This window comes from Lysinibacillus sp. RU7 (assembly GCF_057837305.1).
Map to the genome: position 1 here is coordinate 29,011 of NZ_JBYQFK010000001.1, position 21,866 is coordinate 50,876.

Genomic DNA, 21,866 nt, shown 5'->3' on the forward strand with positions numbered 1-21,866 from the left:
CATACCGAAAGTGTAGCCTAGACAGGACGTTACATAAAATGCTTGTTGATTGGCGTAGCGAGTGGACCAGCACCGTATGTACGAATTTAAAGAAAATAGCTGCGGTTTAAAATAAGGGGACTTCATTGTTAAACTATTAAGAATTATTTACTCTTGCCTTAGCACGGGGGCTAACATAATTTTAATGTTTTTTAACATTTACCTGGTGTTTTTGGGAGTGTATGTTTCCTCGTCATGAGTTAAATCTATCTTTTAAATTAAACACACGCACGCCAAAATAATTAAATACATATAGATATATCTAGTAAAATACATATGGTACCGCCAAGCACAAACGGCGGGAATCCTTGACAGACCTAGTATTGAACTATACAATTAATCATGTATAATTTCTTACATTTGAAATGAAATAGGCATATATTAGTTTATTCTAATATTCGCTAACTGGAACATCAGACATAATGAGCAAGTAGGAGGGATTAAATGATGGAAATGATTATTCCTGCTTTGCTTGGATTCATCGTCGGTGCCGCTGTTATCTATTTCTACATGAAACAAGTGAATGAATCAAAAGTAACTGGTGCAAAACATCAGGCTAATACGATTGTTGAAGAAGCAAAACGTGAAGCTGATGCATTGAAAAAAGAAGCACTGCTTGAAGCAAAAGATGAAACTCACAAATTTCGTACTGAAGCTGAGAATGACATTCGTGAACGTCGCTCAGAACTTCAGAAACAAGAGAACCGTTTATTGCAAAGAGAAGAAAATCTTGATCGCAAGGATGATGCTCTGAACAAAAGAGAAACAGGCTTAGAGCGTAAAGAGGAAGCTTTAGCCGAAAGACAACAGCATATTGAACAGATGGAAAGCAAAGTGGAAGAGCTTGTTGCGGCTCAAAAGTCAGAACTAGAACGTATTGCTGCTTTAACACGTGAAGAAGCGAAAGATATTATTCTAAAAGAAGTTGAAAATGAATTATCAACTGATATTGCGCTTATGACAAAAGAAGCCGAAACACGTGCAAAAGAAGACTCTGACAAAAAAGCACGCGAAATTTTATCACTTGCGTTACAGCGTTTTGCTGCAGACCATGTAGCCGAAACAACTGTATCGGTTGTGAATTTACCGAATGACGAAATGAAAGGTCGTATTATCGGTCGAGAAGGTCGTAACATTCGTACGCTTGAAACACTTACGGGTATCGATTTAATTATTGATGATACACCGGAAGCTGTTATATTATCTGGTTTTGACCCAATTCGCCGTGAAACAGCACGTCTAGCACTTGAAAAGCTAGTGCAAGATGGTCGTATTCACCCAGCTCGTATTGAAGAAATGGTGGAAAAATCACGCCGTGAAGTGGACGAGCAAATTCGCGAAACAGGTGAGCAAACAACATTTGAAGTAGGCATCCACAATTTACATCCAGATTTAATGAAGATTTTAGGACGTATGAAGTATCGTACAAGTTACGGTCAAAACGTATTAAAGCATTCCATCGAGGTAGCTCATTTAGCAGGTCTACTTGCTGCGGAACTAGGGGAAGATGTAACGCTAGCGAAGCGTGCAGGTTTACTACATGACATCGGTAAAGCAATTGACCATGAAGTAGAAGGTAGCCACGTTGAAATCGGTGTAGAGCTGGCAACGAAATATAAGGAGCATCCAGTTGTTATTAACAGTATTGCTTCTCACCACGGTGACACAGAAGCGACTTCTGTTATTGCTGTATTAGTTGCTGCCGCTGATGCGTTATCAGCTGCGCGTCCGGGAGCACGTAGCGAAACACTTGAAAATTATATTCGTCGTTTAGAAAAGCTGGAGGAAATTTCTGAAAGCTACGACGGTGTTGAAAAATCGTATGCGATTCAAGCAGGTCGAGAAATTCGCATTATCGTCCAACCAGACAAAATTGACGATCTTGCCTCTCATCGCCTAGCACGCGACATTCGTAAACGCATCGAAGAAGAGCTCGATTATCCGGGTCATATTAAAGTAACCGTCATCCGCGAAACACGAGCGGTAGAATACGCGAAGTAAAATGTTAAAAGGTAATTGCTTGTTTGAAAAAACAAGCGGTTACCTTTTTCTATTTAGTGAACAGATAAATGAGATCATGCAATGATGGTGATTATGGGGGATATGTATGATTCTGGCTCATCACCGTAACTTGGGGTTGATTTCCGTTCCAGCTGGGCGCTTTCCGGGGGGCGTCCGATGAGCCGCTTCCCTCGCTACGCTCAGTCCAGGGTCTCATCTAGGACGCTAATCCCCCAGGAGTCGCCCAGCTTCCACTCCAATCAACAAACACTTTATTTTATCAATTCGTAATGAACGAAAAATACAAAAATAGTAAAAATTATTGTAACCTTTATACTTCACCACAGCACGTTTCCATTGTGAAGTAAAGCTTGGCTTCTATAACAATAAATAGTACGCTATGGCAAAAATGAATACTTCTTCATCAGAATCTGTGTTCCACCTATAGCAAAATCATTTTTATAGCAAATAATTTATGTAGAAGTAGGTAGCACACGGAACGGAGAGCGGTGACTCCAGCGGGAATCGCATGAGCTGAAGGCCCCGCAGGAGTGAGGGACGAACGACGAGGAGACTGAAGCCATGCCCGCGGAAAGCATCCGCTCGGAGAGGAGTGTGCCATGTATATAAGGCAACCCCCGACTTTTGGTGATGAACCATGATTATTAATAATATGGGTAATATAAACATAATTTAAGACATCCATCCAATACATACGGTGATTCGAAGTTATTTTTAGTGGGGAAAATAATGAACATATAGGAGGGGTACGCGTGATTGATATCCATGCACATATTTTGTGGGATGTTGATGATGGTCCAAGCTCCATAGAAGAAACGATGCACATGTTAGCGCAAGCTGTGCAAGAAGGAATTACGGAAATCATTGCCACTCCACATAGGTATCATCCTCAATATGATGTAGAGTATAAGAAAGTGAATGACCAAATTTATACGTTACAAGAGAAGCTTAAAAGTAATGGGGTTCCATTAACGCTTCATACTGGGCATGAGGTACGATTATCCGAAAAAATACTTTCACTTCATCGGGAAAAGAAAATCCACACATTAGCCCATTCTAACTATCTCCTATTAGAGTTACCATCAGACCATGTACCTTATTATACGACGAACATTATTCGGCAATTATTAATAGAGGGTATCATCCCTATAATCGCACACCCAGAACGAAATAAAGCCATTGCTGAAAGACCTATTTATTTAGAACGACTCATTCGTGAAGGGGCTGTTGCACAAATCACAGCAGGCAGTTTAGCAGGCCATTTTGGACGTAAGATACAACAGATTGCGCTTCAGCTAGTAAAGACCAATTTAGTGCATACGTATGGTTCAGACACTCATCATTTAGTATTTCGGCCTTTTTTATTTGACGCAGGTCTTCGTTATTTAGAAAAAAGAAAAGCGTTAGATGCCGTTGATATTTTACTTGAAAACAATGCACGAGTCATTCAAAATAAGCCTCTTCTTATTCAAGAACCGGGTGAGATAGCTCGATCTAAGTGGTGGAAAATATTTAGTTTGTAACAGAATGAACTTGTATAAAGACTGTGGAGGACATCGATGAAAAGAGTATTGAAATGGATAACGATTATAATGGGCGTATTGTGCATTATTAGTTTCACAATCCTCTTCAAAATGTATCAAGATTTCAAAAGTACAGCAGAAGAATTATATACACCGCTTCAAGATGAACGATCTGAAAAAAGAACTGAAGTAGTGGATGTTGCCTCAAAGGATCCTTTTTCCGCGCTTATTTTAGGTGTGGATGAACGAGAGGGGGATAGTGGTCGCTCAGATACCATTATTGTACTAACAGTTAACCCAACGCTTAAGACAACTAAAATGTTAAGCATTCCACGTGATACGTATACAGCCATTATTGGAATGGATATAAAAGATAAAATTAATCATGCCTATGCTTTTGGCGGTATCGAAATGTCGATGAAAACAGTGGAAAACTTTCTTGATATCCCAATAGATTATGTTGCACAAGTCAACATGGAAAGCTTTACCGATATTATAAATATTGTCGGCGGTATTTCCGTTGATAACACGTTAGATTTTTATTACGAGGATGAACATTTTCCAATTGGTGAACTTGAATTAGATGGAGAAAAAGCATTGAAATATGTGCGTATGCGTTACGAAGATCCAGAGGGTGACTTCGGTCGCCAAAATCGTCAAAAACAAGTCATACAAGGTGTTCTAAAGGAAGTCATTTCATTGAATACGGCATGGAACTATCAAGCGATATTCCAAACGTTAGAAAAAAATGTACAAATCAATATAATGTTCGAAGAGCTTTTAGACATTCGTAAAAATTATGCTAGCAGTTTAAAAAATATGGAACAACTTTATTTAACGAATGGTTCAGGGAAAATGATGAATGGCATCTATTATTACATGCCAAATGAAGCCGAACTGGAAACGATTCAAAAGCTATTGCAGGAGCACTTGGAGCTTTAAGGACAAAACGTATGAAAATTTGCTAGTGATGAAAAATCTTATATTCCATGTGTTTTTGAGGAAATATGAAAAGGGTAAGGCAACTTCTTTATGAAGAGAGCGCTTATCCTTTATTTTGTAAACCCTTCTATATAACGAATAAATTCCCTTTACTTTTCTCCGCAAGATGAAGCATGTGTTGAAAATCTGCTTCATCTCATCTGCCTTTTTATAGATAGCCTATATCATTTCTTGCCTCGTTTTTAACCACTATAACTGAATCCATTCCATCCTATTTTTTGAAATACAAGCTATTTCATAACGCCCCATCCTTTATAAAATTCTCACTCCATCTTTTGAGTACATTCTCCATAAGTGCACATAGGCAAGTGGTTTTGCCGTGTTATTTGACCAGTTATGGACAAGTTATACTCATTTACTTTATGTATTCTATATTCACACCGTGACTTTTGAAGTTGTGCTATAAATAGTTAAAAATAACTAATTATTAATTGTGTATTTTGTAATATTTTTTGATTAATATTAATAAAATTGATAAGGGCATCTGAAAATAAGTGATTTTGTAGGATGAAAATGTTTTTTGTTTTAATTCACAGGTAATTAATCTAAATGCACTATTTTTATACATTGTAAACTTTTTATCCTTTTTTAAGCGATTCATACAAAAGGGGTTTTATTAAAAAACTGCTAAGATGAAAGAATTAAGCGAAGTTAGGGATTATAATTACTCTTTGTTTTTTTGTATATTATCGATTGAAAGGATGTTTTTGTGAAAAAAGTAAAAAAAGCGATTATTCCTGCAGCAGGTATGGGTACTCGTTTTTTACCAGCCACTAAAGCAATACCTAAAGAAATATTACCGATTGTGGATCGACCTACAATTGAGTATATCGTAGAAGAAGCAATACTTTCTGGAATTGAAGATATTATTATCGTTACAGGAAAAGGAAAGCGAGCAATTGAAGATCATTTCGATCGAAATTGGGAGCTAGAACAAAATTTAAAAGATAAGGGGAAGTTAGATCTTTTAGATAAAGTAACTAAGTCATCTAATATCAACATTCACTATATAAGACAAAAAGAGCCAAAAGGGTTAGGGCATGCGGTATGGTGTGCACGAAAGTTCATTGGAAATGAACCGTTTGCTGTGTTATTAGGAGATGACATCGTAAAGGCAAATACACCATGTATTAGACAATTAATGAATCAATATGAAAAAATGAATAGTTCTATCATAGGTGTGCAGCAAGTGACACATGAAGAAACGAATCGCTATGGAATTATTGACCCAATTCGGAATAAAGGTAGGATATATGAAGTTCGAAAATTTGTTGAAAAGCCCGAACTCGGTACAGCCCCATCTGATTTAGCTATTATGGGACGTTATATATTAACGCCAGAAATATTTGATTTCTTGGAGCAGCAAGAAATCGGTGCTGGTGGAGAAATTCAGCTGACAGATGCCATTCAAAAATTGAATGCAGTTCAACCTGTATTTGCTTATAACTTTCAAGGTAAACGATATGATGTTGGAGAAAAATTAGGGTTTATTCTTACGACAATCGAGTTTGCGCTTGAGAATGAAGAGTTAGCTTTACATGTTCGCAAAATGATAGAAAAAATTCAATATGATTCAACTAACTCCTTCATATCGGAGGGATTATATTGAAATTAGCAGTAGTGGGGACAGGATATGTAGGGCTAGTAACCGGGGTGACTTTATCGGAAGCAGGGCATCATGTTATATGCATTGATGTTGACGAAGCAAAAGTAAAACGAATGAAAAAAGGAATAGCCCCTATTTATGAACCCGGTTTATCAGAATTGATGAGAAAAAATATAAAGACGGGAAGATTGACTTTTACCTCTAGCCATGCGGAAGGATTTAGGGAAGTTGATACCATTTATATTGCTGTAGGAACACCAGAAAATGAAGATGGTTCAGCCAACTTAAAGTATGTGGAAGATGTTGCCACAACAATCGCTCTGACCGCCAAGAAAGATACGATTGTTGTGACCAAGAGTACTGTGCCAGTTGGCACGAATGATCGATTACAGCAAATAATCGATCTTCATAAATTATACCATATAAATATCGAAGTAGTTTCAAATCCTGAATTTTTACGAGAAGGATCGGCCATTTTTGATGCGTTTTATGGTGATCGCATTGTCATTGGAGCCAATAGTGAGCAAGCAGCAAAGAGAATGGAAGAAATTAATAAACCATTACAAATGCCTATTTACAAAACAGATAGACGAAGTGCAGAAATGATAAAATATGCATCCAACGCTTTTTTAGCTACGAAGATTAGCTTTATTAATGAAATTGCCAATATTTGCGAAAGAGTGGGAGCTGATGTTGAGCAAGTTGCACTTGGGATGGGGCTTGATAAACGAATAGGTCCCGAATTTTTAAAAGCTGGTATAGGATACGGTGGTTCCTGTTTCCCAAAAGATACGAAAGCATTAATTCAAATTGCTGGTAACGTAAAGTACGATTTTGAAGTATTAAAGGGTGTTGTAAATGTTAATCAAAAACAACAGCGAAAATTATTAGACATCGTTTATGAACGACTTGGGAAGGTCAAGAACAAAAAAATTGCGATTCTCGGTTTAGCTTTTAAGCCAAATACAGATGATATGCGGGAAGCTCCTTCTATATTCATCGTAAATGAGCTTGTTAACTCTGGGGCCAATGTGTATGCATATGATCTAGTTGCAGAAGAAAATGCTAAAAAAATACTCGCTCCTTCTACCATATATGTAGATACGATCGAGAAAGCAATTAAAGATGCAGATGCAACATTAATTCTTACTGAGTGGCAAGAGATTAAAAATATAGATTTAATGATTTTTAATACAATGAAATACCCACTCGTTATTGATGGTAGGAATTGTTTTGAATTAAAGACAGTAGAAAGTTTTCAAATTGAATATCATTCAGTTGGTAGATCTGTTGTAAATACTATTAAACCGACAATTTATTACTAGATAGGTGAATCGAAACTATGTCTAAAGAAATCTATGATTCACCGCCTGTAATGTCAAATGTAATGGATTCTGGACTATCCACCAGTGTATACAGAAGGAAAAATGTATCAAAGGGTTATTTATTTATAAAGCGTTGTATCGATCTTATTTTTGCTGTTTTAGGATTAATACTAGCAATACCAGTTTTTATAGTGATTGTAATATTTTATTTGTTTGGAGAATCAAAGGGACCGTTACTTTTTAAACAGCAGAGGTATGGAAAAAACGGAAAGTTATTTTACATTTATAAATTTAGATCAATGATTATTAATGCAGATGAGAAACTGAGAAACAATAAATTGCTTTACGATAAATATGTGAAAAATAATTATAAGCTTGAACAGAATGAAGACCCTAGAATTACAAATCTAGGTAGATTTTTGAGAAAAACTAGTTTAGATGAGCTTCCTCAATTAATAAATGTGCTTAGAGGAGAAATGAGCATAGTTGGTCCAAGACCGATTGTAGAGGAAGAATTAAATGAATACAAATATAAAAAAGATGACTTTCTCTCAGTTAAACCAGGTATTACAGGTTATTGGCAAATCAACGGGAGAAGTGAAGTGGGCTATCCAGAACGAGTCAATCTAGAGCTTTACTATGTATATAATCAATCTTTATTTATGGATATGAAAATTTTATTCAGAACGATAATCGTTGTCTTTTTGAAAAAAGGGGCATATTAAATGCCGTCTATTATAAGTTCAGTTTATGATGTATAAAAGCTAATGACGTTTACGTTTGCGTTTGAGCTTGTAGCAACGTATGAGCATGTAGAATGGGGCGACGAGCCTTGCTGAGAGATCTTATGCGAAATGTGTGGCTAGTGTAAATGCTTTTGTAGAAATGTAAATTAATATATAAATAAAATAAGATTTTCTATAATCGATAATTCTACCGTTTATTGAGCATACTGTTCAGCAATAATTGTATATAAATTGCTTATAACCGTAACATGGGATTGTTTTTTGCAAATGAATGATTTTCAGTACGCGGAGTGGGGCGACTCTAACGGATGTTCTTTGTGACGAGTAATTGTAACAGTAGGAAAAGCAATAAAGGAACGAAGGATAAAATCATCACGTGGTTGTTGCCCCTAAGATCCTGCTAGCCTACTGAGGGAGGTTCACTCTATATGTACGTCTATTTGCTAGGTTTCAATCTCGAATTTTGTCGAAGACCTATTTTATAGGTAGTAAGAATAACGGAGGGGTTTTTTGAAAAATATACTACTAATATGTGAAGCATATGGTGGGGGGGTTAAAACTTATATTGACGCATTAGCTACAAATAAAGAAAAATTAAAGAATGTGAATTTGAAGATTCTTGTAAGTTCTAAAAGGTTAATAAGTATCAATTCAAATATAAGTGAAGAATATATTATTGAAGATTATTTATCTTTTGGTAAGTCATTTATAAAAATAATAAAAGCATTAAAAACGATTGATAAAGTCGTAAAGGAGGATCAAATACAAGTTATACATGCAAATAGTACACTTTCAGGCGTATTAATTTATTTATATAAAAAATTTTATAATTCTAAGATTAAATTTATTTATACACCGCATGGATATTATTCATTTAAACCTATGGGGAAATTTAAAAAAAAAATAATTAGGTATATTGAAAGGGAAATTAACAATATATGTGTAAAAGTTATACATGTATCTAAAAGTGAAGAAAAGGCAGCAATTCAAAGTAAATTAATTGACAAACAAAAATCTATCGTTATATTTAATGGGGTAAATGAACCTGCTAAATACAAAAAAATAAATAATAGAAAATTCACGATTATTAATTTGGCTCGTGTAGAGGAGCAAAAGAATCCATCTTCATTTTTAGAATTTGCAAAATATATTATTGAGAGAAATCCAAATACGCAATTTATATGGGCAGGTAATGGCAAATATCTTGATAAAATAAGGATTGAAATAAAAGAGCTTGGGTTGGAGAGTCATATTAAATTTATAGGACATATAAATTATAAAAATTCATTATTATCTCAAGCTGATTTATACTTTTCTACATCCTATTATGAGGGCTTACCTTTCGCAGTAATAGAGGCCATGTCATATGGAATTCCTCTATTATTAAGCGATAATGTCGGGCACCAGGATTTAATTAAAAATGAAATGAATGGGCTATTATACAAACTAGATGATTTTAATACGGTGTGTAACTTTGTAAACACTGTATATAATGATAAGAAAAAAAAGGCTTATTTATCTATGAATTCTTATGAATTATTTAAAGAAAATTTTAGTATAGACATGATGTTGAAAAATACAGAAAAATTATATGTAAAGTCTTAAGATCAGTTCTTAGTTAAGGAGAACGATATGTGGATATATATATTGCTTCCGCTCTCAGTCTTTTATGGTTTAATTATCCAAAGATTACTCATTATAACAGATCTAAGGGCTGGGATAATAGAAAGGTATAATTCGAAACCTGATACGATTATCTTAGTTGTGTGGTTTATATTATTCTTACTATTAGGTATATCTAAAGGAACATCAGTAGGTACTGATAGTTTAATGTATTATGCATTTTTTATAAATAAATCTTATCATGGAATGGAACCAGCCATATATTTCTTTTATGAAGTAGCACGGAAGTTTAATAATTATTTTCTGTTTCAATTTTTTGTTTATGCTATTTTTTTACTTTTTATTTTTCAAGGAATAAAAAAGCATTGTCCAAATTATTTAATAGGACTATTATTTTTTATTTTAACATTTACGTATTACACAAGCTTTAATCAAATTCGACAAATTGTAGCAGTAGCGCTGATTTTTTATTCTATACATTATCTAATATCTAACAAAAAGGACAAACTCAAATTTATTGCGTTAATTTTGGTAGCTATATTATTTCACAAAAGTGCAATATTTTTATTATGCTTCTTATTAATTCCTCATAAACGAATAAATCTCAAATTAGTAATACCACTATTTATAGTCACAATTATTTTATACTTTATACCGTATTTTAAAAATATAATCGGTGAAATAATGATTGAATATTCAGATTTTTATGGAGATAAGTATGAGAATAATTTAAATTTCTTTTTTCAAATGAATAAAGAAAAAGGGTTTATCCAGTTAATTCCTGTAATTATTCAAATGATAATTGTTATTGTTTCATACTTTTATTCTAATAACAATATTAATAATAAACCATTTTATTTTTTAATTTCTAATATTGTTGTTATTAATTTAGCACTCTATTCATTATCAGGGATTGAAGCTATTGATCGGCTTCAATTATATCTTTCTGTATTCAATATATATTTTTATTCTTTTTATATTCATCAACTGTTAAATGAATCTAAAAAATATAGAGGAATAATGATGTTAACAATAATCATTTTGTTTTGGGGATTTTATTATGCTTTAAGATTATATAGTAACAACCAGGGGATAGTACCATATAGCTTTTTCTAAAATTATATAAAAAGGTGAATAAATTCTAGATTATTAACATTGAGGGTGAATCTATGGTGAAAATATCTGTAATTTGCACTGTGAAAAATGGCGAGGAGGTAATATCAGATACTGTAAATAGCATTATAAATCAAACAATCCCTTATTGGGAATTTATAATCATTGATGATGGTTCAAGTGATTCAACATTGGCACTATTAGAAGGTTTTGCAAGAATGGATTGTAGGGTTAAGGTTATAAAAACTGAAGGTGTAGGAAGAGCTAAAGCATTAAATTTGGCTATTCAAAAATCAAGTGGTGAATATATAGCGAATATTGATGCAGACGATCCCTCTCATCCTCGACGATTAGAAATACAGCTGAAATTATTAGAGGAAAAGAAAGAAATTTCTTGTTTAATCTGTGATTCTTATTTTATAAATGGTAATGGAAAGCCTAAATGGCCTAATGTAGAACAAACGGAATTAAGTAGCGTAAAGGTAAAAGAAATTGACTATGTATCCTTATTAAAAAGAAATTCTATTAATCATAGTTCCTTATTTATTAGAAAAAAGAATCTTGAGGAATTTGGAGGATATAATGAAAGGAGACAATCCCTCTTAGATTATGATTTATGGCTTAGATTGGTGGATAATGGAGAAAAAATTTATAAATTACCTTATGTGCTAACTTCCAAAAGGATTCATTATAACCAAACATTTGAAAATAAAAAAAGATTAAGGTACTTAGTAGACACTAGAAATCTAAAAAAGCACTATATAAAAAAGTCCTCCTTCCCCATTAAATGTAAATTTTTTGCTGAAATTAGCATTTTTTATGGATTATTACCTCAATATGTGCGTTATTTGATAAAAAAAGTGTATGTAAAGTTTAATTAGGGGCATTCAAAATTTTAGCTAGAGGAATAAGGGGAATTAAAATGTCTAGTTTAAAAAAGGTTTTAAGATTATTTTTTTCGCTATTAGTAAAAATTTCACCTGTTCTAGCGAGTAAAGCACTTTATTATAAAACTTTTCGAAAGAGACTTAACTTGAAAAAACCTCAAACATTTAATGAAAAATTGATGTGGCTAAAGTTATATGAAGATGATTTTCTAAAAACGCGGTGTACTGATAAGTATTTAGTTAGAGACTATGTTAGTCAAGTAGGATATTCCAATATTTTAATCGGTTTGTATAAAGTATATAACCATGTTGAGGAAATCGATTTTGGCGAATTGCCGAATAGTTTTGTCATGAAATGTACACATGGGTCGGGGTTTAATATTATCTGCCCTAACAAAGAGAACTTAGATCAAAAACAGACTATATTAAGATTAAAAAAATGGATGAATGCCAATTATGCTCTTTTCGCTGCAGAAACACACTATTCGAAAATTAAGCCAAGAATCATTGTTGAAAAATTTTTAGGAGATGAGTTGAGTAGTACATTACCAGTAGATTATAAAATTCATTGTTTTCACGGAAACCCACGGATTATTGAGGTTGTATTAAATCGTGGAACTTCTGAACAAAAACATCTTATGTTGAATCAATATTGGGATGTGTTACCTTACAATGAAGATAGCATAAATATCCCCAAAATAGTTGATAAGCCTAAGCAATTGAATAAAATGTTGAGCATTTCAAGGGTGTTAAGTGAAAAATTCACCTATGTAAGAGTTGATTTATACTTTTTGGGTACTCAAATATATTTTGGTGAACTTACCTTCACACCTGATGCCTGTTTACACAGGGATTTAATTCATGATACAGACTATAGACTAGGGGAATTATTAGATTTGACAGCCCTAAATAAAGGTTCTTCATCTCGGACACTGATGCAAGGAGGATAAAGTGAAATAGCGTTAGCGAGGAAAAGTCCTTTTGTGAGGTATAAAAATGTTCTTAATAAAGAGTAGTTTAAGAGCCTGCTTTTCATTGTTAATAAAAATTTCTCCATTAATAGCTAGTAAATTACTATTCTTTAAAACTTTCAGAAGAAGATTGAATTTAAAGAAGCCACGTACATTTAATGAAAAGTTAATGTGGTTAAAATTATATGAAGATGATTCGTTAAAGATAAAATGTGCGGATAAATATTTAGTACGGGATTATGTTAGGGAGGCAGGCTATTCTCAAAATTTAATCAATCTATATAGGGTGTATGACAGTGTTGAGGAAATTAATTTTGAAGAACTGCCTCATAGTTTTGTGATGAAATGTACACATGGTTCGGGATTTAATATTATTTGCCCTAATAAAGAGACATTGGATGTAGAACAGACTATATTAAAATTGAAGAAGTGGATGAAAGCTGATTATGCCCTGTTCGCTGCAGAAATGCACTATTCTAAAATTAAACGAAGAATTATTGTAGAAAAATTTTTAGGGGATGAATTAAATAGTACATTACCAGTAGATTATAAAATCCATTGCTTCCATGGAGAACCACAGATTATCGAGGTTGTATTAAATCGTGGAACCTCTGAACAAATACATTGGATGTTTAATTTAAATTGGGAAATATTACCTTATTATAGCTGTTGTGTTAATGTGAATGAAAGAATAAATAAGCCCGGAAAAATGGATAGTATGTTGGAAATTTCCGAAGAATTAAGTAAAGAATTTTCCTATGTAAGAGTTGACTTATATTTATGTCAGAACGAAGTATATTTTGGCGAACTTACTTTTACACCTACTGCTTGTTTAGATAACTACTTTATAGATGATGCGGATGTTCAGATGGGAAAACTATTAGATTTGACAGTTGTAAGGAACGATCATCTTTCTAAAAGGTTGATGCCCATGTATGTTAAAGGGGAGTAAGGGATTTACAGTGAGAAGTAAAATTTTGATCATTTTTAAATAAACAGGACTATTAAATTTTTAAAAAGGGTTGTTGAACATCGTACAACTAACAGTATTTAGAGATAGACTAGCAACAAAATTTATGCGAAATACATGTTGGTTATTGTTTGAACAAATTTTTAGACTGGGATTATCATTAGTTGTCACATCACTGATGGCTCGATATCTTGGTACTGAAGGGTTTGGATTAATTAATTATGGTTTAGCGTATATTATGATTTTTACAACAGTCAGCAATCTAGGAATTGATAGTATTCTTGTAAATGAAATTATAAAACATAGAGAAGAAACCGGCAAAGTGATCGGCACAACTATCTATTTGCGTCTTGTTTCTTCAATTATTTCTATTTTCGGTCTATTTTTAATTGTGAAATATTTAAATGTAGATGACAAAACGATTCAAGTAATTACTTTGATTCAGTCTGTTTCGCTTTTATTTGTTGTATTTGATTCGATTGGATATTGGTTTCAGTCCAATTTACAATCGAAGTATATTGTAATAGCCAAATCGATTGCTGTTACTATTGGTTCTACATGGCGTTTAGCACTCATTTTTTTTGAGAAATCAATAGCATATTTTGCTGTTGCAACTGTGCTAGAGGCAATTGTCATGAGCGTATTTATTTTAATTTATTATATTCAATTTGACGGACCAAAACTCCGTTATTCATTTCAAGCAGCTAAACAATTGCTCTTTCAAGGATACCATTTTTTAATTGCTGGACTGTTGATTATGGTGTACACCCAAATCGATAAAATTATGCTGGGACAAATGGCAGGTAATATAACTGTTGGCATTTATTCTGCAGCAATGTCTATTTCTAGTTTGTGGATGTTTATACCGAATGCGCTCATTAACTCTGCAAGACCCATTATTATGGCTTCTAAGAAAGACGATGAAGATGCATATATTCAGAAAAATAAGCAGCTATATTGTTCTATCATTTGGATTGGTATAGGGGCATCAATTATCATTACCCTTCTTGCTAAACCGATTATTCTATTAATATATGGAAATCAATTTATAGAATCAATACATGTGTTAATCATTCTAATTTGGTCACGGATTTTTTCTTTAATTGGTACCATTAAAGCCATTTGGCTAACTTCAGAAAACTTAGGTAAGTATTTAATGTATTTCGTAGGAATCGGATCTCTTTTGAATATTATCCTTAATTTAATACTAATACCTAAATATGGGGCCGTCGGCGCAGCTATTGCTACGCTTTTTGCGGAAGTAGTATCTACTTTTTTGGCTAATTTGCTATTCAAAAAAACAAGATTGTTGTTTACATTAATTATCGAATCATTGTTATTTAAAGGCGTGAAATAAGAAAGGTATCAAACTTATTATGTATGTTATGTAATCGTGGAATATAGTAATATTGCTGGAATGAGTGACATTGTTTTTGTTGAAAAAAATAGCTCTCCAGCAAAAGAATCTACACATTTTTCTGATCACTGCAGTACTTCCTATTTGCAAGGTTAATGCGTTTAACCGATTCTCCCATAGTAAAACCCATGACTGAAAGTGGCGGATGACCGTTTATTACATTTAATACATTTTGAAATGGGGTACAAGGAACATGTCCACTCAATTACTCCACACGCGAATCTTAAATGAATCGTTATTAAACATCAATTGGTTAGATTATTCGCATATCGTAGCTACGATTCATAAATATTTGGAAGGAGCGGAAGGCGAATTAGTAGGTTGGCTTCATTCGCCTCTAGAAAATAATGAGGATTTGATGAGTTCAATTCAATGTATAGCAAATGAAATTAAAATGATGGCAGATGTGTTAGTCGTTGTAGGCATAGGAGGATCTTTTTTAGGTGCAAAAGCTGTGCAAGAAGCGTTGACACCGTATTTTAGTATTCATCCACAAGGTATTGAAGTTGTATATGTAGGACAAAACATGAGTGGCGCTTATATTCAGCAACTATTAACGAGCCTTAATAATAAAGAAATCTATGTAAATGTCATTTCAAAATCTGGCACAACACTTGAGACTGCTTTAGCCTTTCGTGTATTAAAAGGATATGTTGAAAAACGCTATGGTGAGGATGCTGAAAAAAGAATCATTGTAACAACAGGTGCTAAAAAAGGTTTGTTGAAGAAAATGGCAGGGAGTATAGGATATAGACAATTTGTGATTCCTGAAAGTATTGGAGGCCGTTATTCGGTGTTAACAGCGGTTGGTTTGCTACCAATAGCGGTAGCTGGTGTAGATATTTTTCAACTACTAGAAGGGGCAAAAAAAGCGGCTAAACTTTTAAAAGAAGAGAGCCTTGAGAGAAACGAAGCTTATCGTTATGCAGTTATCCGACATGTTTTATATAAAAAAGGATACCACATTGAATTACTTGCCTCTTTTGAACCTTGTCTTGCATATTTCAATGAATGGTGGAAGCAATTATTTGGAGAAAGTGAAGGAAAAGATAAAAAGGGGTTATTTCCAACTGTGGGGATTTACCCTACAGATTTACATGCTATTGGTCAGTATATACAAGAAGGCCGTCCAATTCTTTTTGAAACATTACTTCATTTTAAAGATATAGTAGAGGATTATCATGTTCCTTTTGATTACAAGAATGAAGACCAACTTAATTATTTAGTTAATCGTAGTTTTAATGAGATTAATGCTCTGTCCAAAAAAGGTACTGCAATAGCGCATGCAGAGGGGGGCGTACCTGTTATTCAATTTGAATTAGACCGACTTGATGCATATCATTTAGGCTACCTAATCTATTTTTTTATGAAAGCATGTGCGATGAGTGCATATTTATTACAAGTTAATCCTTTTGACCAACCAGGTGTAGAAGCATATAAAAATCACATGATGGCCTTGTTGGAGTCAAAGGATGTTTGGAAATAGAAATGTAAAAACGTAATCAGTTGGCCGGTAAGAAGAGGGATTTATTTGTTCATTCATGGAAGAAGAGGCGCATACAGCATAAGCAGTTAACGAACGTACTTCTAATGAAATTAATAAGAACATCGTTTAGTTCATAAGTTTATAAGGAAAGAATCCGGTAAATAACCTTTAATTAATGGTGCTAAAAGAGCGGCGATCATCATCAACTGTGCTGTTTGTTACTTTTATGGAGAAAAGGCACAAGGGGGACATAACATTGGAGGAAACAATGAGCTTAAAAGAAATAATAAAAATTATAAAAAAGCGTTTCTTACTTATTATGGTTTTTATGATGATTGCTATGGGCATTGCTGGTTATCTTAGTTTCTATGTTATAACGCCTATATATGAAGCGCGCGCGCAAATTTTAGTAAACCAAAAAAGTAATAATCAAGAATATTCGTGGTCGCAAATGGAGACGGACCTACAATTAATCAACACGTATAATGTCATTATTACAAGTCCTATTATTTTAAATAAGGTCATCGAAGAACTAAATTTAGATGTCAATCATGATCAATTGGCAAGTCAAGTTTCAGTATCACATGAAAGTGATTCGAAAGTAGTTAATATCACCGTACAAGATTACAAACCACAACAAGCTGTTACCATCGCCAATACAATAGCAGCCATTTTTCAAGTGGAAATTCTGACCCTGATGAATGTCGATAATATAAATATTTTATCAGTAGCGAAATTAAGTGAAAATACGAAACCTATAAAACCAAATAAAATAGTTAATATAGCGATTGCAGGGATCGTTAGCTTACTATTTGGAATAGGTTGGGTATTTTTATTGGAATTTTTAGATACTACTATTAAAAATGAGCGTGATGTAGAAGAAATTATCCAGTTACCTATTATGGGATTAGTAAGCTCAATTCCACTAGAAAAAGAGAAGAAACATTCTTATAAATCACGTGGAGTTAGGGGGAATTAGCATGTTTAGTCTGAAAAGGAACAGAAGAAAAAAGTTATCGGTGATGAAACGAAAACTCGTAACAGTTTCAGATACTCAATCTATCATATCTGAGCAATTTCGTACAATTCGTACAAATATTACATTTGCTCTACCAGATCAAGAGGTAAAAACTATATTAATAACTTCCTCTACTCCGGGAGAAGGGAAATCAACGAATGGTTCTAATCTAGGTGTTGTGTTTGCGCAAGAAGGCAAGAAAGTTTTAATAGTAGATGCAGATATGCGTAGACCTACTTTACATCATATTTTTGGAATATTTAATATAGCTGGTTTATCCACAGTGCTTTCGAGAAAGAGTATGCTTTTTGATACGATTCAGGAAACTTCTATTATGGGACTGTCAATATTACCTAGTGGACCTATTCCTCCAAACCCAGCAGAATTACTATCCTCTAATACACTGGAAGCAGTTATGGAGCAATTAAAAAAAGTGTATGATGTAATTATTTTTGATGCACCCCCTGTATTATCTGTATCAGATGCGCAAATTTTGTCAAATAAGTGTGATGGCACTTTATTAATTGTTTATGCTAATGTCGCTCAAAAAGAAGCCGTCCTAAAAGCAAAAGCAGCTCTCGTTACATCACAAGCAAAGATTTTAGGCGTTGTATTAAATAATTATAAAATGCCGAAAAGTTACAAGGCATATTATCAGTATTATGGAATAGATGAGTAACAGGAGACTATAATAAAGTGAAGTTTCAATCAGTGGGGGAGCTCACTCCCCCGCTGATTGATTTTTTAAAGCTTGGCGGCTTATTTCTTTTTTGTTACAGATAAATTAATTAAAACTTTATTGAGGAGAGAAAGATTGAACATTCTGATTGCAGGTGGTATGGGTTATATTGGTTCCCATACATATGTTTGTTTACGGGAACGTTTTCCTGAAGCTCGATTAGTAATAGTGGACAATTTGGTAAATAGTAGCCTCAAACTATTAGAGCGATTAAAAAAGATTATGCAAGAAGATATTGTATTTCATCAAATAGACATTTGTTGTGAACAAGAAGTAGAAAAAGTATTTCTTCAGTATCAAGTAGACAGTGTTATCCACTTTGCTGGATATAAAGCAGTTGGGGAGTCTGTAAGCAATCCATTAAAGTATTATCAAAATAATGTAGTTAGTACATTAAATTTGGTGAAATATTGTTTGAAATACCGTGTAAAGCGCTTTGTATTTAGTTCATCAGCTACGGTTTATGGTGAAAGAGAGGGCCCATTTAGAGAAACACAGCCCTTATTACGAACGAGTAGCCCTTACGGTGAGACAAAGGCAATGTGTGAGCGTATTTTAATGGATGTGGCCTATGCAACACCTGAGTTAGGTGTATCTTTATTGCGCTATTTTAATCCTGTCGGTGCCCATGAAAGTGGTTTAATTGGTGAAATATCTAATGGTATCCCTAATAATCTCATGCCCTATATTGTGAAGGTAGGGAAAAAAGAGTTAATGAGGTTAAATATTTTCGGTAGAGATTATCCGACTGTAGATGGAACAGGTGTACGTGATTATATTCACGTCATGGATCTAGCGGAAGGGCATGTTGCGGCGCTTGAGCATGTAACACCCGGTGTTCATATTTATAATTTAGGTACTGGAAGAGGTACGAGTGTTTTACAACTTGTGCATGCTTTTGAAGAAGTAAATGGAGTTAAGGTACCTTATCAGCTTGTTGAACGTCGCCCAGGAGACATAGCTTCTATTTATGCGAATGCTAGTAAGGCTGAACGCGAGTTGAAGTGGAAAGCGAAACGTACAATTGAAGAGATGTGCAAAGATGCATGGAACTTTGAAATACATGATACGCTCACTTAAAATGAAATATTTACACGTAGTCATTTGTCATCGTTATACGGTGATTGGCTAGCTTGTATTATGGGAAGGGGGAAAAGCTCAATTTGCGTTCTGAATCTTGACAATGATAAAATGAAGCGTGAGATAATAGAAAGTGTGGTCGTATATATGAAGGTTTTATTTATCGGCGATATCGTCGGTTCAATCGGGCGCGATGCAGTAGCAAAATACTTACCGCGTTTAAAGAAAAAATATGCTGTCGATGTAGTCATTGCAAATGGCGAAAATGCAGCAGCAGGGCGCGGTATAACGCGTAGTATTTACAATGATTTATTACAAATGGGCGTGGATATCATTACGATGGGGAACCATACGTGGGATAATAAAGATATTTTTGAGTTTATCGACGATGCGGATTACTTAATTCGCCCAGCCAATTTTTCAAAGGATGCGCCTGGTCGTGGAATGGTGCAAATCGAGAAAAATGGTGTGACGCTTAGTATAATTAATTTGCATGGCCGTGTTTTCTTGCCACCGCATGACGATCCGTTTGCGATGGCAGATGAATTAGTAGCAGAAGCACATGAAAGATCACCCCTTGTTTTTGTTGATTTTCATGCAGAGGCGACGTCAGAGAAAATTGCACTTGGCTGGCATTTAGATGGTCGTGCTTCAGCAGTCGTTGGGACACATACGCATGTGCAAACAGCAGATGCACGTATTTATCCAGGCGGTACGGCTTATATTACGGACGTTGGGATGACGGGACCCTATGATGAAATTTTAGGGATGACGAAGGAAAGTGTCATTTATAAATTCCAAACGAATATGCCGTCGCGATTCGAAGTACCGAAAAAGGGGCGCGATGTGCTAAGTGGCTTCTTTGTTGACATTGACGATAAAACAGGAAAAGCGATTCGTCAAGAACGTATTTATATAAATGAAGACTATCCGTTTAAAGGGTAATGTTCGTAAACGAGCTCATATAAGGGCTCGTTTTTATTATGGAATAAAACGTTCATTTATAAAAAGACCTCTTCATAAATATAAGTAAAGTGTTTAGCGAGGAGAGCGAAGTTGAATATTCTGATTGCGGGTGGCAATGGTTTTATTGGTTCTCACACGTATATTTCCTTACGTGAGAGGTTCCCTGAAGCACAGTTAGTCATTGTAGATAATTTAGTCAATAGCACGCGTAAAACATTAGAAAACTTACGTAAAATGACGGGTGAAAATATGTTGTTTTATGAAATTGATTTATGTGATGAACAAGCAGTAGGGGCATTGTTTCAAGACTATCCATTTGATGGTGTCATTCATTTTGCTGGTTATAAAGCAGTGGGTGAATCTGTTATCAATCCTTTAAAGTACTATATGAATAATTTAAATAGTACATTGCATTTAGTAAAATACTGTCTGGAATATGAGGTGAACAAGTTTATATTTAGTTCGTCTGCTACCGTTTATGGAAAGTGATGCGTTATTACCAGCGAGCAATCCTTACGGTCAGACAAAGGCGATGTGTGAGCAGATTTTAATCGATGTAGCCCGTGCAAATCCAGCGTTTAGTGTCGCTTTATTGCGTTATTTTAATCCAGTTGGAGCGCATGAAAGTGGCTTAATTGGTGAAGCAGCTAATGGGGTGCCAAATAATTTAATGCCCTATATAGCGAAGGTGGCAAAAGGGGAGTTGCCGATCTTAAATATTTTGGGGGGCGATTACCCAACTGTAGATGGGACCGGTGTACGGGACTATATTCATGTAATGGACTTAGCAGAAGGGCATGCTACAGCGCTAGAACATTTAGCGCCTGGTGTATGTATTTATAATTTAGGTACAAGTAAAGGAACGAGTGTTTTACAGCTAGTAAAGGCGTTTGAAGAAGTGAACGGCGTAAAAGTACCTTATCAAATTGTGGAGCGACGTCCTGGCGACTTAGCTATTATGTATGCCGATGCTAGCAAAGCGGAGAAACAGTTAAATTGGAAAGCGAAACGCACTATTAAAGAAATGTGTCGAGATGCTTGGCGTTTTGAAAAGTATGGTATATTAATTCGATGAAAATTCAAACAGACCGTAATAAATAAGTTATTGAAAAATCAACAATGAAAACGAACTCATGATAAGTGGGGGCGTTTTTTTATTTGGCAATAAATATTAGTAATTAGTAATATTTACATTAAATTTAATATTAACCTAGTATGAAATAATTATGTTTATTAAAGAAATAAATTACTTATTTTAAAAATATTTAGGTAAAATATAATGTTTTATTTTTTGAATTAACAAAAAAATACTAAACATTTATGTATAATGATG

The 21,866-nt window shown here is 34.1% G+C and carries 17 protein-coding genes and 1 pseudogene; all 18 read left to right on the forward strand.

The window, feature by feature from the left end; translation table 11 throughout:
• Positions 1-486: 486 nt before the first annotated feature.
• The 18 genes and pseudogenes from rny to galE (AC3II9_RS00225) all read left to right on the forward strand — a co-directional run bounded on the left by rny (position 487) and on the right by galE (AC3II9_RS00225) (position 21,608).
• Positions 487-2,040 (forward strand): ribonuclease Y, encoded by a 1,554-nt coding sequence (gene rny, locus AC3II9_RS00140; protein ID WP_489152759.1) that lies wholly within the window; start codon positions 487-489, stop codon positions 2,038-2,040.
• A 773-nt stretch (positions 2,041-2,813) separates the two neighbouring features.
• The gene (locus AC3II9_RS00145) at positions 2,814-3,584 is read left to right on the forward strand and encodes a tyrosine-protein phosphatase (RefSeq protein ID WP_489152448.1); all 771 of its coding nucleotides are present in this window, start codon (positions 2,814-2,816) and stop codon (positions 3,582-3,584) included.
• 36 nt (positions 3,585-3,620) lie between these two features.
• Positions 3,621-4,526: an LCP family glycopolymer transferase gene (locus AC3II9_RS00150; protein ID WP_489152450.1), complete on the forward strand. Its 906-nt coding sequence runs from the start codon at positions 3,621-3,623 to the stop codon at positions 4,524-4,526.
• A gap of 769 nt (positions 4,527-5,295) precedes the next feature.
• On the forward strand, positions 5,296-6,195 hold the full coding sequence (gene galU / locus AC3II9_RS00155) for a UTP--glucose-1-phosphate uridylyltransferase GalU (protein ID WP_489152452.1): 900 nt from the start codon (positions 5,296-5,298) through the stop codon (positions 6,193-6,195).
• Complete coding sequence (locus tag AC3II9_RS00160) at positions 6,192-7,517, forward strand: UDP-glucose dehydrogenase family protein (RefSeq protein WP_489152454.1); 1,326 nt, start codon at positions 6,192-6,194, stop codon at positions 7,515-7,517. Before galU ends, AC3II9_RS00160 begins: the two co-directional genes overlap by 4 nt.
• Positions 7,518-7,579: 62 nt before the next feature.
• Positions 7,580-8,242 carry a sugar transferase gene (locus tag AC3II9_RS00165; RefSeq protein ID WP_489152760.1) on the forward strand — a complete coding sequence of 221 codons (663 nt, stop codon included), beginning with the start codon at positions 7,580-7,582 and terminating at the stop codon, positions 8,240-8,242.
• Positions 8,243-8,773: 531 nt separating this feature from the next.
• Positions 8,774-9,868, forward strand: a complete 1,095-nt coding sequence (locus tag AC3II9_RS00170) for a glycosyltransferase (protein ID WP_489152455.1) — start codon at positions 8,774-8,776, stop codon at positions 9,866-9,868.
• A gap of 27 nt (positions 9,869-9,895) precedes the next feature.
• Positions 9,896-11,002 (forward strand): EpsG family protein, encoded by a 1,107-nt coding sequence (locus AC3II9_RS00175; RefSeq protein ID WP_489152457.1) that lies wholly within the window; start codon positions 9,896-9,898, stop codon positions 11,000-11,002.
• Positions 11,003-11,058: 56 nt separating this feature from the next.
• Positions 11,059-11,880 carry a glycosyltransferase family 2 protein gene (locus AC3II9_RS00180; RefSeq protein ID WP_489152459.1) on the forward strand — a complete coding sequence of 274 codons (822 nt, stop codon included), beginning with the start codon at positions 11,059-11,061 and terminating at the stop codon, positions 11,878-11,880.
• Between the two features lie 41 nt (positions 11,881-11,921).
• Positions 11,922-12,836, forward strand: a complete 915-nt coding sequence (locus tag AC3II9_RS00185; protein WP_489152461.1) for an ATP-grasp fold amidoligase family protein — start codon at positions 11,922-11,924, stop codon at positions 12,834-12,836.
• A gap of 46 nt (positions 12,837-12,882) precedes the next feature.
• On the forward strand, positions 12,883-13,809 hold the full coding sequence (locus AC3II9_RS00190; RefSeq protein WP_489152463.1) for an ATP-grasp fold amidoligase family protein: 927 nt from the start codon (positions 12,883-12,885) through the stop codon (positions 13,807-13,809).
• A gap of 73 nt (positions 13,810-13,882) precedes the next feature.
• A complete protein-coding gene (locus AC3II9_RS00195) occupies positions 13,883-15,184 on the forward strand; it encodes a flippase (protein ID WP_489152464.1) in 1,302 nt (433 codons plus the stop codon).
• Between the two features lie 253 nt (positions 15,185-15,437).
• Positions 15,438-16,730 carry a glucose-6-phosphate isomerase gene (locus tag AC3II9_RS00200; RefSeq protein WP_489152466.1) on the forward strand — a complete coding sequence of 431 codons (1,293 nt, stop codon included), beginning with the start codon at positions 15,438-15,440 and terminating at the stop codon, positions 16,728-16,730.
• A gap of 256 nt (positions 16,731-16,986) precedes the next feature.
• Positions 16,987-17,709, forward strand: a complete 723-nt coding sequence (locus AC3II9_RS00205) for a YveK family protein (RefSeq protein WP_489152468.1) — start codon at positions 16,987-16,989, stop codon at positions 17,707-17,709.
• Position 17,710: 1 nt separating this feature from the next.
• Complete coding sequence (locus AC3II9_RS00210) at positions 17,711-18,427, forward strand: CpsD/CapB family tyrosine-protein kinase (RefSeq protein ID WP_489152469.1); 717 nt, start codon at positions 17,711-17,713, stop codon at positions 18,425-18,427.
• Positions 18,428-18,562: 135 nt separating this feature from the next.
• Positions 18,563-19,567, forward strand: coding sequence for a UDP-glucose 4-epimerase GalE (galE, locus tag AC3II9_RS00215; protein ID WP_489152470.1), 1,005 nt, complete (start codon positions 18,563-18,565; stop codon positions 19,565-19,567).
• 147 nt (positions 19,568-19,714) lie between these two features.
• On the forward strand, positions 19,715-20,512 hold the full coding sequence (locus tag AC3II9_RS00220; RefSeq protein ID WP_489152472.1) for a TIGR00282 family metallophosphoesterase: 798 nt from the start codon (positions 19,715-19,717) through the stop codon (positions 20,510-20,512).
• 111 nt (positions 20,513-20,623) lie between these two features.
• Positions 20,624-21,608: pseudogene (gene galE / locus AC3II9_RS00225) on the forward strand (UDP-glucose 4-epimerase GalE).
• Positions 21,609-21,866: the final 258 nt, after the last annotated feature.